Annotated in this window: 12 protein-coding genes; 6 read left to right on the forward strand and 6 right to left on the reverse strand. The window is 65.2% G+C overall.

Going from position 1 to position 13,805, the window contains the following annotated elements; translation table 11 throughout:
- The first annotated feature begins 139 nt into the window (after positions 1–139).
- From LZ519_RS04230 to LZ519_RS04245, 4 genes are read left to right on the forward strand one after another with little or no spacing between them, the layout of a single operon-like run.
- Entirely contained in the window at positions 140–2,176 is a 2,037-nt protein-coding gene (locus LZ519_RS04230; protein ID WP_249867471.1) for an elongation factor G, read from the forward strand.
- Positions 2,177–2,218: 42 nt separating this feature from the next.
- The gene (locus LZ519_RS04235; protein ID WP_249867472.1) at positions 2,219–3,520 is read left to right on the forward strand and encodes a lipopolysaccharide biosynthesis protein; all 1,302 of its coding nucleotides are present in this window, start codon (positions 2,219–2,221) and stop codon (positions 3,518–3,520) included.
- Positions 3,517–4,533, forward strand: coding sequence for an ELM1/GtrOC1 family putative glycosyltransferase (locus LZ519_RS04240; RefSeq protein ID WP_249867473.1), 1,017 nt, complete (start codon positions 3,517–3,519; stop codon positions 4,531–4,533). Before LZ519_RS04235 ends, LZ519_RS04240 begins: the two co-directional genes overlap by 4 nt.
- Positions 4,530–5,546, forward strand: a complete 1,017-nt coding sequence (locus tag LZ519_RS04245) for an ELM1/GtrOC1 family putative glycosyltransferase (protein ID WP_249867474.1) — start codon at positions 4,530–4,532, stop codon at positions 5,544–5,546. Before LZ519_RS04240 ends, LZ519_RS04245 begins: the two co-directional genes overlap by 4 nt.
- On the opposite strand, the gene LZ519_RS04250 is transcribed toward LZ519_RS04245, so the two are convergent.
- From LZ519_RS04250 to LZ519_RS04270, 5 genes are read right to left on the reverse strand one after another with little or no spacing between them, the layout of a single operon-like run.
- Entirely contained in the window at positions 5,507–6,379 is an 873-nt protein-coding gene (locus LZ519_RS04250) for a glycosyltransferase family protein (protein WP_249867475.1), read from the reverse strand. The genes LZ519_RS04245 and LZ519_RS04250 overlap by 40 nt on opposite strands.
- On the reverse strand, positions 6,376–7,227 hold the full coding sequence (gene kdsA, locus LZ519_RS04255; RefSeq protein ID WP_249867476.1) for a 3-deoxy-8-phosphooctulonate synthase: 852 nt from the start codon (positions 7,225–7,227) through the stop codon (positions 6,376–6,378). The genes LZ519_RS04250 and kdsA overlap by 4 nt, the downstream gene beginning before the upstream one ends.
- Before the next feature lie 9 nt (positions 7,228–7,236).
- The gene (locus tag LZ519_RS04260; RefSeq protein ID WP_249867477.1) at positions 7,237–8,037 is read right to left on the reverse strand and encodes a TIGR01459 family HAD-type hydrolase; all 801 of its coding nucleotides are present in this window, start codon (positions 8,035–8,037) and stop codon (positions 7,237–7,239) included.
- Entirely contained in the window at positions 8,034–8,828 is a 795-nt protein-coding gene (locus tag LZ519_RS04265; RefSeq protein ID WP_249867478.1) for a 3-deoxy-manno-octulosonate cytidylyltransferase, read from the reverse strand. The genes LZ519_RS04260 and LZ519_RS04265 overlap by 4 nt, the downstream gene beginning before the upstream one ends.
- A 7-nt stretch (positions 8,829–8,835) precedes the next feature.
- Positions 8,836–9,807: a KpsF/GutQ family sugar-phosphate isomerase gene (locus tag LZ519_RS04270; RefSeq protein ID WP_249867479.1), complete on the reverse strand. Its 972-nt coding sequence runs from the start codon at positions 9,805–9,807 to the stop codon at positions 8,836–8,838.
- A gap of 90 nt (positions 9,808–9,897) precedes the next feature.
- On the opposite strand from LZ519_RS04270, the gene LZ519_RS04275 reads away from it, so the two are divergent.
- Positions 9,898–11,214 carry a dicarboxylate/amino acid:cation symporter gene (locus LZ519_RS04275; protein WP_249867480.1) on the forward strand — a complete coding sequence of 439 codons (1,317 nt, stop codon included), beginning with the start codon at positions 9,898–9,900 and terminating at the stop codon, positions 11,212–11,214.
- Here the strand turns inward: LZ519_RS04275 and LZ519_RS04280 are convergent.
- Positions 11,211–12,470: a M24 family metallopeptidase gene (locus LZ519_RS04280; protein ID WP_431358107.1), complete on the reverse strand. Its 1,260-nt coding sequence runs from the start codon at positions 12,468–12,470 to the stop codon at positions 11,211–11,213. The two genes, LZ519_RS04275 and LZ519_RS04280, sit on opposite strands and share 4 nt — an antisense overlap.
- 68 nt (positions 12,471–12,538) lie before the next feature.
- Between LZ519_RS04280 and LZ519_RS04285 the strand changes: the two genes are divergently transcribed.
- Positions 12,539–13,804: a multidrug effflux MFS transporter gene (locus LZ519_RS04285; RefSeq protein ID WP_249867482.1), complete on the forward strand. Its 1,266-nt coding sequence runs from the start codon at positions 12,539–12,541 to the stop codon at positions 13,802–13,804.
- The last annotated feature ends 1 nt before the right edge of the window (position 13,805 follow it).

A 13,805-nucleotide genomic window follows, 5' to 3' on the forward strand; every position in this document is an offset into this window, starting at 1 on the left:
ACCGCGAGCCCAACTGCCGTTCCGGGGGGCTTGCCTTCGTTTCGATTCCGTCCGACGCTGTTTCTTTCCTGAAGAGCGCGTGAGCGCCTTCGTGAGAGGCGACTCCCGCGCCCGCAGAAACGGACGAGAGGAGAGTCGCATGCCCCACGCAAACGGCGTCAATTCCAACGGCACTCGAGTCATCGCGCTGGTCGGACCGGCCGGCGCAGGAAAGACCAGCGTTGCCGAAGCGATTCTCCATGCCGCCGGAGCGACCGACCGGCACGGCTCCGTAGGCAACGGAACGAGCATCGGCGATTCGAGCCCGGAATCGCGCGCCCGCGGCGGCTCGACCGAGCTCAACCTCTATAATTTCGATTATCTCGGCGATCATTTCGCCTTGATCGACTGCCCCGGCTCGGTCGGCTTCGCGGCCGACGGCGCCCGCGGGCTTGCAGTCGCAGACCTCGCAATCGTCATTGTCGACCCCGACCCGGCCCGGGCGCCCCTCGCCGCCCCAGCCCTTAGGGCACTCGACGAGCAAGGCATTCCGCATCTCATCTTCGTCAACCGAATCGACCAGGCGCACGGCCGGATCCGCGACCTCCTCTCCTCGCTCCAGCCGGTCAGCGTGTCGCCGCTCATCGCCCGCCAGATTCCGATCCGCGAAGGCGACCAGATCACCGGCTTCGTCGACTTGGCGCTCGAGCGGGCCTTTCACTACAACGGCAAGGACAGCGAGCAGATCGACATTCCCGGAGAGATCCAGGACCGCGAGCACGAAGCGCGCAACCAGATGCTCGAGCAACTCGCCGATCATGACGACGAGCTTCTCGAACAGCTGCTGATGGACCAGACTCCGGACCAGCAGCGGATCCTCCAGGACCTGGCGCGCGAGACGGGCGAGAGCCTGGGAGTCCCGGTGCTGTTCGGATCGGCCGAGAGCGGCTGGGGAATGGGCCGGCTGCTCAAGGCCCTTCGCCACGAAACGCCGGGTCCCGAGAGCACCGCGGCCCGCCTCGAAGTCAGCGACCCGTCGCTCTACATTTTCAAGATCCACAATGGCGGGACCATCGGGCGGCTGGCGCTTGCGCGTGCCCTCGGCGGGCGCATCGGCGAAGGCTCGGACCTCAGGACACGCACCGGCGAGCACGCCCGCCTTGGGGCGATCTTCCGGGTGCAGGGAGACAAGACCCAGAAAGTCACCGAGGCGCAGAACGGCGATATCGTCGCGGTCGCGAAGATCGACAATGTGAAGGCCGGCGAGTGGCTGGGGAGCGCAACAGTGCCGCCGCCGCTCGATGTCCAATATCCCTCGCTCAACTGCGCGCTGGCCATCGAGCCCGCCGACCGGAAGGACGACGTCAAGCTTTCCGGCGCTCTCCATCGACTGCTGGAGGAGGACGCGGCCTTGATCCTTGAGCAGGACGAAGGCGCTCACGAGATGCGGCTTCGCGGAATCAACGACGAGCATCTCAAGACGGTGCTCGCGCGGCTCAAGCGCCGCTACGGAGTCGAGGTGAAATCGCGAGCGCCGACGATCGGCTATCGCGAATCCATCAGGAAGCCGGTCACCCAGAAAGGCCGGCACAAGAAGCAGTCCGGCGGTCACGGCCAGTTCGGCGACGTCATCATCGAAGTGAAACCGCTGCCGCGCGGCTCGGGCTTCCAGTTCGGCGAGCGGATCACTGGCGGCGCAATTCCCAAGCAGTGGATTCCCGCGGTCGAGGAAGGCGTTCGCCAGGCGATGCAAAAGGGTCCGCTCGGCTTCGAGGTCGTCGATGTCGCCGTCACGCTGGTCGACGGAAGCTACCACAGCGTCGACAGCTCGGAGCTTGCCTTCCGGCTCGCCGGACGGCTGGCGATGTCCGAAGCGCTCTCCGCCGCTACTCCCCATCTTCTGGAGCCCATGCACAAGGTGAGCGTCGTTTGCCCGTCGAGCGCGACCAGCAGGGTCAGCTCGGCGGTTGCAAGCAGGCGCGGCCAGATGCTGGGGATGGCGCCTCGCGACGGCTGGACGGGATGGGATCGGATCGACGCAATCATCCCCGAGGCCGAGCTGAGCGGAATGGAGGCGGAGCTGCGCTCGCAGAGCCAGGGCCTGGCGACTTACGAAGCGGAGTTCGACCACCTCGCCGAGCTCAACGGACCGCTTGCCGACAAGGTCGTCCAGCAACGGGTTCCCGAACCCGCTTAGGGGCTAGCGACAGCAACTTGAGTTTCGCCTAAGCGCGAGCGCATGCGGCATTGGTTCAAAGACCAGCACATGCGCTCGCTGCTCAAGAACAGCAGCTACCTTGGCGCGTCCAAGCTCGTCGCAGCGATTGCGTCCATCGTGACCCTCGCAATGACCGGCCGCGCGCTTGGCGTGATCATGTTCGGCGTCCTCATCCTCATCCACAGCTACGCGCAGGCCGCGAGCAGCCTAAGCAAGTTCCAGACCTGGCAGATCGTCATCCGTTACGGCGGCCAGGGCCTTGCCGCGGGCCGGCCGGAAGACTTCAAGGTCGCGACCGGCTTCTCTTTCGGGCTAGACCTTCTGAGCGGCGTGGTTGGAATGGCGATCGCGATGGCGCTCCTGCCCTTCATCGCCGCATCGTTCGGGCTCCCGCACGAATATGTCGCGATGACGGCGCTGTACTGCCTTGTCATTCCGACCATGCAGGCGATGACTCCCGGCGGCGTCCTTCGGACGCTCGACCGCTTCGACCTGCTGAGCTGGGGCGAGGTCGTCGACCCGCTCCTTCGGGTCGTCCTGACCGCCATCGCCTGGGCGATGGATGCCCCTTTCGTCGCCTATGTTGCGATCTGGTTCGCGACCGACCTAGTCGGCGATCTCTACCAATGGTGGCTGACGTGGCGCGAGTTGCGGCGGCGCGGCATGACCGACGCCCTCCGCCCGACGCTCAATCCGCGTCCCTTGAAAGGTGCGTGGAGGTTCGCGATCCGGGTGAACCTAACGTCGAGCCTGGCAGCCGCCTGGGGACCGGTGGCCCGGCTGATCGTCGGCGGCCTCCTCGGCCCCGCGAGCGCCGCATTCTATCGCGTGGCTGCGACTCTCGCGGACAGCGCCCAGCGGCCGACCGACATGCTGTCGCGCGCCTTCTATCCCGAAGTCATGCGGATGGACCCGAAGACCAAGCGCCCGTGGAACCTGATGCTTCGAGGCGCTGCGATCGCGGGCATGTTCGCTTCATTCGCGGTGCTTCTGGTCGCCGTCGCCGGCGAGGATCTGATCAGGTTTATCTTCGGCCGAGAGTTCATCGGCGCCTACCCGGCCCTGATCGTGCTCATCATAGCGCCGCTGCTGGCGATGATCGCCTTCCCGATGCCGGCGATGCTCTACGCTTTGCACCGTGATCGCGATCCGCTGGTCGCGCGCCTCGTCGGCACAGTCCTTTACCTCATCATCGTCGCTCCGATGGCGTGGCGGTTCGGCCTCGCCGGCGCGGCCGGAGCCTTCGTCATAGCCAATGCTGCAATGGTGCTGGTGTTGTTGGTGGCACTGGCCCGCCAGTACCGCCGGGTGAGAGTGAAGTGAGCTTCCCGCGCATCTGGGTGATACCTGGCAATCGGCCCGGCGATGACGCGCAGGTTTTCGCGCTCGCCGAGGAGCTCGGGCTGCCGTTCGAGACCCGCAAGCTCGTCTTCAACTGGCGCTGGTGGCTCAACGGCAAATTTATGGGAGCGAGCGCGATTTCCGTCCAAAAGGACCTGCGCGAGCGAACCCTCGTGCCGCCGTGGCCGGACCTGATCATCCTGGTCGGGCGGCGGGTCGTCCCAATCGCCTGCTGGATCCAGAAACAGAGCGGCGGCAGGACACGGCTGGTCCATGTCGGCCATCCGCGGGTGGCACCGGACACGTTCGACCTGGTGTTCACGACCCGGCAGTACCGCACACCGACCGGGCCATCGATGCGGCTTCAACCGCTGGCGATGAGCCGATACCGTGAGCCAACCAGGCCGACCGCGGAAGAGGATGCCTGGCTGAAGTCGCTGCCGCGCCCCCACCTGCTTCTGATGCTTGGCGGTGAGACCAGGCATTGGCAGCTCCGGCCAAGCTACGCCGCCGACGTCGCGCTCCGCCTCGCTCGCAGGGCCGAAATCGAGGGCGGCTCGCTGATCGTCGCCGGGAGCGCCCGCACGCCCGAGGATGTGGTCGACGAAATCGAGCACCGCCTCGACGAGGCCCGGTCCGAGTGGCGCGTCGTCCGCAACGACTTTCCCCGCTTTCCGGTCCTGCTTCAGGACGCCGACCTGCTGTTCCCGACCGCGGACAGCATCTCGATGATCTCCGAATGCGTGATCGTTCAAAAACCGGTCGGGCTCGTGCCTGTGGAAATGAAATGGGTGGGCAAGCTGGCGCTCGGCCGCAAGGTGGACGAGACCAGCCCGAAGCGCGACCTTCGCCGCTTTTGGGAATTCGTTCTGGGGGAGAAGCTGGCAGGCACGATGGAGGAGCCGATCGTCGGCAAGGCGGCGAATCCGGTCGTCGCCGCCGCACAGGAGGTCCGCCGCCTGCTCGAATCCAGCTTCGGGAGGCTTCCGGCTTGAGCGAGGGCGCCGCCGTCTGGGTGCTTTTGGGGCAGCGCACCGGCGACAATAACCAGCTGCTTCGCCTCGCGAACGAGCTTGGGCTTCCGTTTCGCACGATCGGGCTTCGCTACAACCGACTTCATCTGCTCCCGCCACGCGTGCTTGGAGCAAGTCTTGCCAGTCTCAGCCCTGCATCCAGGCGCGAGATTGCCCCACCCTGGCCGAAGCTGGTTCTGGGAATCGGCCACCGGAGCGTGCCGGTGGCGCTCGCCATTCGAGCCATGTCCGGCGGCACGGCCAAGCTTGTTCGGCTCGGCAACCCACGGGTCGCACCCTCGAACTTCGATCTGGTGGTCACCACGCCGCAATATTCGGTACCGGACGCTCCAAACGTCTTGCAGCTTCCGCTCGGCGTCAGCACCGCAGCCCGGATCGCCCCCACGCGCGAGGAGGCGGAGGTGCTGGGAAAGCTGCCGCGGCCGCACAGGCTCGTGCTGATCGGCGGTGACACCTTCATGTGGAGCCTTCGGCCAAGGCGCGTCGCAAAGGCAACCGCAATGCTGAGGGAGCGCGGTGGAACCGTCATCGCCGTCACCAGCGGACGGACGAGCAAGCGGGTGACCGAAGCGGTCGCGAGCGCCCTTCACGGGAGCGAGCACGCGCTCGTTAGGCGCGGCTTTCCCCGCTATGCCGTCCTCGTCGGCGATGCGGATGAGATCTTCGTCACTGCCGACAGCGCCGCAATGGTTTCCGACGCGATTGCCTCAGGGAAGCCGGTTGGGCTGATCGAGCCGCACAAGACGTTCCCTGGCCGCTTCTTCTACGCGCTTAACAAGCTGGGGATTGGCCTGCCGGTGCGTGACATCAGGCGTTTCTGGAAGGGCGCTCAGCAACTCGGGCTCGCGGGGACCTTGGACCATGCGACGGCGGGCACCGTAGCGGAGGATTCCGTCGCCCGTGCGGTCAGTGCCGTCCGAGCCCTGCTCGATGGTCAGGCGGCGAGCGCCAGTCGGGCATCCCAGCCGCGATAGCGGTCGATCAGCTGGAGGCTGTCGTGGCGAATATGGTTGGCGGCCATTTCCGCTCGCAGCTCGTCTTCCGTCACCTCGCCCGTATCGAACAGCTCGGCCAGCAGCGAATAGACGAATGCCTCCTGGTTAGGGTCGGGGTGAGGCATGTAGCGGAGCATCCGGTTGAACAGGTTCACCGGCCAGATCCGCTGAAGCGTGAAATCGACGGGGAGGCCCGTCTTCCACGGCTGGGTCCGCCGCTTCGTGGTGTGAAGAAGCTTCGTTCGCGGAGTGAGGCGGTCGAAGTCGTTCCACTCCCGCTCGAGGAAGCCGATCGTGCTGCGGTCCTCCCGGTTAAGGTCGATCCAGTCGAAATAGTCGAATTCGTGCCCGAATAAGCCGTCGAGGTAGCAGTCGAACTGCCAATGCTTCAGCCTAGAGCAGTCCAGAAGCATCACCGACGTCGCGATATAGTCCCGGCGGTTGTTGTGCCCCGGCCTGGGAACCGCCCAGATGGCTTTCCCTTCCAGGTCTCGATTGAACAGCTCGCCGATATCGCCGAGCGCAAAGACGTCGGGATCGGTCACGACCGCGACGCCTTCGAAGCCCATCGCCTGGGGCGGATAGAAGCGCAGCGGAGTGAAGCTTTGCAGGTCGTTCGGGTCCCACTCCCGAACCTGCCCGCCGCGAATGACGCTCTGGTTGGGGTCCATCAGCCGCGGAAAATCGCGGACGTGCAGGATCCGGACGTCGAAGCTACCGGGATCGGTCGCGTTTCGCTTGTAGCTGTGAGCGGAAATCTTAGCCCCGAGATGCTGGCGGTCATTCGCCTGAATGAACACCGTCCGCTTCACAGGTTCATCTCCTCAAAGCCCGTTTGTTTCACGGTCTTGTCCAGCTCGACCAACGTCTGAAGCAGGGGTTCCATCCGGTCGAGCGGCCAGGCGTTGGGGCCATCGGACAAGGCGTTGGCAGGGTCCGGATGGGTTTCCATGAACAGCCCGCTTATGCCCGCAGCGACCGCTGCCCTTGCAAGGACGGGCACATGTTCGCGCTGGCCGCCGGAACTCGTGCCCTGCCCGCCGGGCAGCTGCACGGAGTGGGTTGCGTCGAAGACGACCGGGCAGCCCGTTTCGCGCATGATCGCAAGGCTTCGCATGTCGGAGACGAGGTTGTTGTAACCGAACGATGCGCCCCGTTCGCAGACCATGATCGTGTCGTCGGTGACGCCGGCGGCCCGTGCGGCGTTGCGCGCCTTGTCGACCACGTTGACCATGTCGTGCGGCGCCATGAACTGCGCCTTTTTGATGTTCACCGGTCGGCCAGACGCGGCGACCGCGTGGATGAAGTCCGTCTGCCGGGCGAGGAACGCGGGCGTCTGCAGGACGTCGACCACTTCGGCCACGGGAGCGATCTGCGGGATGTCGTGGACGTCGGTGAGGATCGGCACCCCTAGCGCCTCGCGCACTCGCTGAAGGATCCTGAGACCCTCGTCCATGCCGGGGCCGCGAAAGCTCTTGTCGGAGGAGCGGTTCGCCTTGTCGTAGCTCGACTTGAAGATGAAGAGGATGCCGAGCCGATCGGTGATCGCCTTCAGCCGCTCGGCCGTGCGAAGCTGAAGCTCCTCGCTCTCGACCACGCACGGGCCGGCGATGAGGAAGAATGGCTGATCGAGCCCGATCCTGGTTCCGAGAAGCTCCATTCGGCCTATCTAGTGTAGGCCTTCGACAACCGCCACCGGTTGCCAGTCACCTAGGTCATGCGTGGCCGTGAAGTCGTCGGGAATTCCGTCGCCCTGGCTGATTCCGCCGGTGACGTACACGCAGTCGAACCCCATCCGGGCCGCGCCGAGGATGTCGGTGTTCAGCCCGTCGCCGATCGCAAGCACGTCCTCAGGCGGCGGGTTGCCCGCAAGCTCCATCGCGTGGCGGTAGATGGCTGGATAAGGCTTGCCATAATATTCGACGCGGCCACCCAGCTCGACATAGCGATCGGCGATTGCTCCTGCGCAAGGCTCCGGAACGCCGCCGCGAATCACGACCCGGTCGGGGTTCAGGCAATGCATGAGCACGTCGCGCTGGGCGAGCGGACGGATTTCGTCTTCATAGTCGGAAACCTGACGCCGTCTTCCGTCGAGCCCGGCGCAAGCCAACTCGTCGAAGTCCTCGCCGTCGGCGATCCGCACGCCCCGGCTTTCCAGGGTTTCGCAGTCGCCGCTCGTCCCGATGAACCCGACCGGGCGCTTAGCCTGCTTTAGCCGTGCGATGCCCGCATCTCCGCTGGTGGCGATGCCGTCCCAAAGGGAGGAATCGACGCCGAGCCGCTCCAACTGCCCAGCCACGACTTGCGCCGTGCGCGGAGCATTGGTGATAAGGATGATCCTCCGCCCGTCGCTTCGCCAGCGGCGAAGGCGGTCGAGCGCCCCCGGATAGAGCTGCACGCCGTCGTGGATGCAGCCCCACAGGTCGCAGAGGATCACCCGGTAATCGCGTTCCACTTCGTCCAGAGTCATTCGAGACCCGCGCTCGCCAGCGCCTCTTCGATGGGCGCGACATCTTCCGGGTTATTGAGTTCGCGCAGGGCGAAAGGCGGCGGCTCGACATCAACGACGGCAACTGGCATTCCTCGGTCGAGAAATCGCAGCTGCTCGAGCCCTTCCAGCCGCTCAAGCTCCGAAGGCGGCGTTTGGGCATACGCCGTGAGCGCGGACGGCCGATACGCATAGACTCCAACGTGAAGGCGCACCGGCGACATCTCGCCGTCGAGCGAGCCTGCAGGAAGATGCGGGATCAATCGCTTCGAGAAATAGAGCGCCCGGCCTTCGCTGTCCGTGACGACGCTGGTTCCCCCTACCCGCCCGGCGGCTTCTTCGGCCTGCAGCGCGCGAACTTCGGAGCTTCGCAAGCGGATTGCGGGAGTGGCTACGTCCACGTCGACACGCTGCATCCGCTCGATCAGCGCTTCCACAAAGTGCTTGGGCGTGAGGAGCGCATCACCCTGGAAATTGATCACCAGGTCCGCCTCGTGAAGCTGAGACTGGGCTTCGGCGCAACGCTCGGTGCCGTTGCGGCATTCGCTCGAGGTCATGATCACCCCCACCCGTGCGGGCAGGCAGGCATCGGCGATGCGCTCGTCGTCGGTGACGACGAATACGCCGCTAACACCCGCTACGCGCCGTGCGGCCTCGACACTCCGGTGGATCAGCGGCTTGACGACGCCTGTCGACCCCTTGAGCCCGACCAGCGGCTTTCCGGGGTAGCGCGACGATTGGTACCGCGCCGGGATCAGGATGACAGCGTTCACGCCCAATCTACCTGCCGCTCGGGCAGTCGTGGATGTGGACGACGCCGATCGGCCGGACGTCCTCTTCCTCGCCCTCGACGACGAACAGCGACGTTATCTTATATTCGTCGAACAGGGCGATAGCGTCGGCGACCAGCGCGTCCGGTCCGATCGTCTTTGGATCGCTGGTCATGAACTCGCGTGCTGTGCGGTCGAGTCCGCGTTCGATATTGCGCCTCAAGTCGCCGTCCGTGATCACGCCCAGCAGGCGCCCGCGCTCGTCCGTCACGCCGACAACCCCGAGCCTCTTCTCGCTCATCTCGACCACGGCCTCGTGCATCGAATTGTTCTCGCCGATGAGCGGGAGCTGGTCGCCGCTGTGCATCAGTCGCCGCACTGGCTTGAGGCGGGCACCGAGAGCACCGCCCGGATGGAGGCGGCCGAAATCCGTCCTGGTGAAGCCCTTTTGCCGCATCACCGTCATCGCCAGCGCATCGCCGAGCGCAAGGCTCATCGTGGTCGAAGTTGTCGGAGCGACCGATTCCGGCCCGACCTCCGGCCAATGCGGAAGAACCAGCGGCGCTTCGGCCGCCTGCCCTAGCGGCGAATTGGAATTGCCTGTGATTGCGATGATCGGAATGCCGACCGCCTGCAGATGGTCGATCACGGGCTCGAGCTCGGCGGTCTTCCCCGAAAGCGAGATGAGGATTGCAACATCGCCCTTGGCGGCGATTCCGAGATCGCCGTGGATCGCCTCGGCGAGGTGGAGGAAGGTCGCCGTCGTGCCGGTGGAGGCAAAGGTCGCCGCGATCTTGCGACCAACGTGACCCGACTTGCCGAGACCGCCGACGATCAGCTTGCCGCTTGCGCCAAGGATCAGCTCGACCGCGCGGGTGAAATCTGCGCCGAGACTGTCGGCGAGCGCATCGAGCGCTCGAGCCTCGTCGTGCAGGATTTCCCGCCCGAATTCGAGAACGTCTTTCGGTGAGCCGGCATCCACAGTTGCGCCCTAGCCACCCCGCCCGCCGCTGTGAAGCTTGACGAAGGGCCAGCCGCCAGCTTCTGTCCGCCAAACCTCCCGGAGAACGACGTGGCCAAAAGCCTGACCCGCTACATCCTGATCGCACTCGTGCTCGGAATCATCGCGGGCTGGGTCACCAATTCGGTGATCGACGATGGCAGCCCGGAGAGCGCGGCGCGGCTGACGGCGATCGCGGAATATTTGAGCATCGTCACCGCTTTGTTCCTCCGGTTGATCAAGATGATCATCGCGCCGCTGGTCTTTTCCACTCTGGTCGCGGGCATCGCGCACATGGGCGACGTCGCCGCGCTAGGCCGCGTCGGCGTTCGCTCGCTGGTCTGGTTCATCGGCGCCAGCCTGCTTTCGCTGACCCTCGGACTGATCCTCGTGCATGTTTTCAGCCCCGGCGTTGGCCTCAACCTTCCGCTTCCGCCAGCGACTGCGGCGAGCGGCGTCGAAACCGGCGGTTTCAACCTCAACGATTTCGTCACCCACGTCGTCCCTGCCTCAATCTTCGAGGCGATGAGCAAGAACGAGATCCTGCCCATCGTCGTCTTCTCGGTCTTCTTCGGTGTCGCACTGACAGCCATCGGCGAGCGCGGAAAGCCGATCGTCGTCGGAGTGGAAGCGCTGGTGCGCGTGATGCTCCAGGTCACCGACTATGTGATGCGGTTCGCACCGTTCGCAGTGTTCACCGCAGTGGCAAGCGCGCTGGCCGAGCGGGGCCCGGAGATCATCTTCACGCTCGGCAAGTTCGTCGGAAGCTTCTACCTCGGCCTGCTGCTGCTTTGGGCATTCCTGATCGCCGCCGCCTTCGTCATTGTCGGCCCCAGGACCCGCCACCTCGTCCGCTATATCCGCGATCCGGTCGTGCTGGCTTTCTCGACGGCGTCGAGCGAGGCCGCCTATCCGCGCACGCTCGAGGCGCTCGACCGGTTCGGCGTGCCGCCGAGGATCGCCAGCTTCGTCCTCCCGCTCGGCTATTCGTTCAACCTCGACGGGTCGATGATGTACATGACGTTCGCGTCGATCTTCATCGCCCAGGCCTACGGAATCCACCTCAGCCTCGGCGAGCAGGTGACGATGCTGCTGGTGCTGATGGTGACCTCGAAGGGAATGGCGGGCGTTCCGCGCGCGAGCCTGGTCGTCATCGCCGCCACCATGTCGATGTTCCACATCCCCGAGGCCGGCCTGCTGCTGATCCTCGCAGTCGACCATTTCCTCGACATGGGCCGGTCAGGGACCAACGTGGTCGGCAACGCCGTTGCGTCGGTGGTTGTCGCCAAGTGGGAAGGAACCCTGGACCCGCCCGAGCCTGCGGAGATCGAGCCCCTGCCCGCCCCGTCGCACCGCCCGCCGCCGCCACCCGGCGACGAGCCTTTCTAGCCGAATGGCTTGTCGATCGAAGGCGGCGGCTGGGTGAAGAACTTCGGCCCTGCCTCCGTCATGTGCCAGCAATCCTCCAGCCGAACCCCAAACTTGCCGGGGATGTACAGGCCTGGCTCGTCCGAGAAGCACATGCCCGGCGCAAGCGGTGTCATCTCGCCGTGGACGAGGTTGATCGGCTCGTGGACTTCCATCCCGATGCCGTGCCCCGTGCGATGCGACAGGCCGGGTAGCCGGTAGCCCGGCCCGAAGCCCCAGCTTTCATAAAGGCGCCGGACGGCATCATCGACCGCTCCGGCAGGCACGCCGGGCTTGGCGGTCTGGATCGCCAGCTGCTGGCCGCGGTGGACCTGGTCCCAAAGCTTTCGCTGCTCAGGCGTCGGGTCGCCGCCGAACACATAGGTGCGGGTGATATCCGCCTGGTAGCCGTGGACCGAGCAGGTGCAGTCCATCAGGACCACTTCTCCGCGCTTCACCAGCTGCGGCTTGTGACTTCCGTGCGGATAGGCCGAGGCTTCGCCAAGAAGGATGAGGCCGTCGTCATAGCTTCCGCCGAGGGTCTTCTGGGCAGCCGCGATCAAAGCGTCGATCTCGGCCGGGGTCATGCCTTCGCGGGTGCGGGCTGCGGCGTAAGTCAGCGAAGCGAGCATGATGTCGTTGGCCGATTGCATCAGCGCGAGCTCGGCCGGCGATTTAATCATCCGGCAACCGCGGACGACCGGATTGCCGCTTACGGCGTTTAGCGCGGGAAGCTGTTGCTTCAGCCGGTCGAGGATGAAGAAGCGGTCGGTTTCCTCGAAGCCGACTGCCTGCCCAGCGACTCCGCGTTCCTTGAGAAAGTCTGCGACCAGCTTCAGCGGTTCCTCATCCTCGTTCCAGGTGCGGATCTCCGCGGGAATCGAAAGCGATTCCGCGACGGACGGCCGCTCGAAGAATGGAGTGACGATGATCGGCTCGCCCGACGCGGGGATGATGGCCGCAGTCAGCCGTTCGGACCGCCACCACTGAACGCCGGTGAAATAATCAAGACTGGGGCCTGCTTCGACCACGATCGCGCCGATGCCGTTCTTCTGCATCAACGCCCGGGCCTTGGCGATCCGCGCGAGCCGCTCCTCGCTGCTGATGGGCGGCGGAATTGGAATCTTCGGAAGCTCGGCGGCCGCCTGAGCCTGAAGGCGGGCGAACGGGATTGCCGCAATCGCCGCGGCAGCCCCTGCCGACCCAAGAAATGTCCGCCGTTGGATCCTGTGCGCCATCATTCGCCCCTCTCCTTCGACGCATTTGTTGCACGGTTGATGTTCCTGGGCCAGCAGCCACCGCTCCCATGTTCGATTCGATGGCACAGGACGGCGTGAAGCGCCCCGGTACGCGTGAGATGACGGCGATGCTCGCCGGGCTGATGGCGCTGAACGCGCTCGCGATCGACGCGATGATTCCGGCGCTTCCGAACATCGGCCGCTCGCTCGATGTGGCCGCGGAGAACGACCGCCAGCTCGTCGTCATCGCCTATTTCATTGGCTTCGCTTCGACCCAGCTTTTCTGGGGGCCGCTTGCCGACCGCTTCGGCCGGAAGCCGATCCTCGCCACGGGCGTCACCCTCTACGGTATCTTTGCCTTGCTCTGCGCCTTCGCCGGCAGCTTTCCTTTGCTGATCGCAGGGCGGGTAGCCATGGGCGCTTCGGCGGCTGTTACGAGGGTGCTCGTGGTCGCGATGGTCCGCGACCTGTTCGAAGCCGAGGCGATGGCGCGTGTGATGAGCCTCGTCTTCATGGTTTTCATGCTGGTCCCGGTGCTCGCTCCGAACATCGGGCAGCTCATCCTGCTGTTCGCCCCGTGGCGGGCGATCTTCGTCATGCTCGCGGCCTATGCGGTCGTCATGCTGACCTGGTCATGGATCCGGCTGCCGGAGACCCTCCACCCGGAGTTCCGCCGCTCGCTCAACTGGAAGCCCATTCTTGCAGCGGCGTGGGAGACGATGCGAGAGCCGCAGTCGCGCGGCTATACGCTGGCGATGATGGTCAGCTTCTCAGCGCTGGTCGCTTACATCTCCTCCATCCAGCAGATCGTGTTCGACGCCTTCGACGAAGGCCGGTTCATCGGGTTCGTGTTCGCGTCCATCGCAGCGCCGATGGCGCTCGCCTCGTACCTGAACTCACGCTTCGTCGGGCGCTTTGGGTTGCGACGCGTCGGTCACACGGCAGCGCTTGCGTTCATGCTTGTCACTGCGGCCCATGCGGCCGTGGCACTGGCAGGCTTCGAAACCCTCGCCGTCTTCATGGCGCTCCAGGCACTGACCATGGCCTGCTTCGCCTTCACCTCGTCAAATCTCGGAACATTGGCGATGGAGCATATGGCGCCGATCGCCGGCACCGCTTCGTCGGTCCAGGGCGTCGTGGGCACGATCGGCGCGGCAGCGATTGGATTCCTGATCGGCCAGCAGTTTGATGGTAGCGCGGTTCCGTTCCTCGTCGGCACTGCGCTGTGCGCGGCGGGCGGGTTCGCCCTCATCGTCGTGACGGAGCCGAGGCGACTCTTCGCTGCAATCCAAAAACGCGAAGAGCCGCCCTGCCTGCCGGAGGACCTGGGCTAAA

Origin of the sequence: Sphingomonas anseongensis, from assembly GCF_023516495.1 — a bacterium.
Taxonomy (GTDB): domain Bacteria; phylum Pseudomonadota; class Alphaproteobacteria; order Sphingomonadales; family Sphingomonadaceae; genus Sphingomicrobium; species Sphingomicrobium anseongensis.

Bases quoted from the DNA above. Each gene is read 5' to 3' on its own strand.
- LZ519_RS04280 (WP_431358107.1), bottom strand. From the start codon at position 12,470: ATGGCGCACAGGATCCAACGGCGGACATTTCTTGGGTCGGCAGGGGCT.
- LZ519_RS04230 (WP_249867471.1), top strand. From the start codon at position 140: ATGCCCCACGCAAACGGCGTCAATTCCAACGGCACTCGAGTCATCGCG.
- LZ519_RS04260 (WP_249867477.1), bottom strand. From the start codon at position 8,037: ATGACTCTGGACGAAGTGGAACGCGATTACCGGGTGATCCTCTGCGAC.
- kdsA (WP_249867476.1), bottom strand. From the start codon at position 7,227: ATGGAGCTTCTCGGAACCAGGATCGGGCTCGATCAGCCATTCTTCCTC.
- LZ519_RS04285 (WP_249867482.1), top strand. From the start codon at position 12,539: ATGTTCGATTCGATGGCACAGGACGGCGTGAAGCGCCCCGGTACGCGT.
- LZ519_RS04235 (WP_249867472.1), top strand. From the start codon at position 2,219: ATGCGGCATTGGTTCAAAGACCAGCACATGCGCTCGCTGCTCAAGAAC.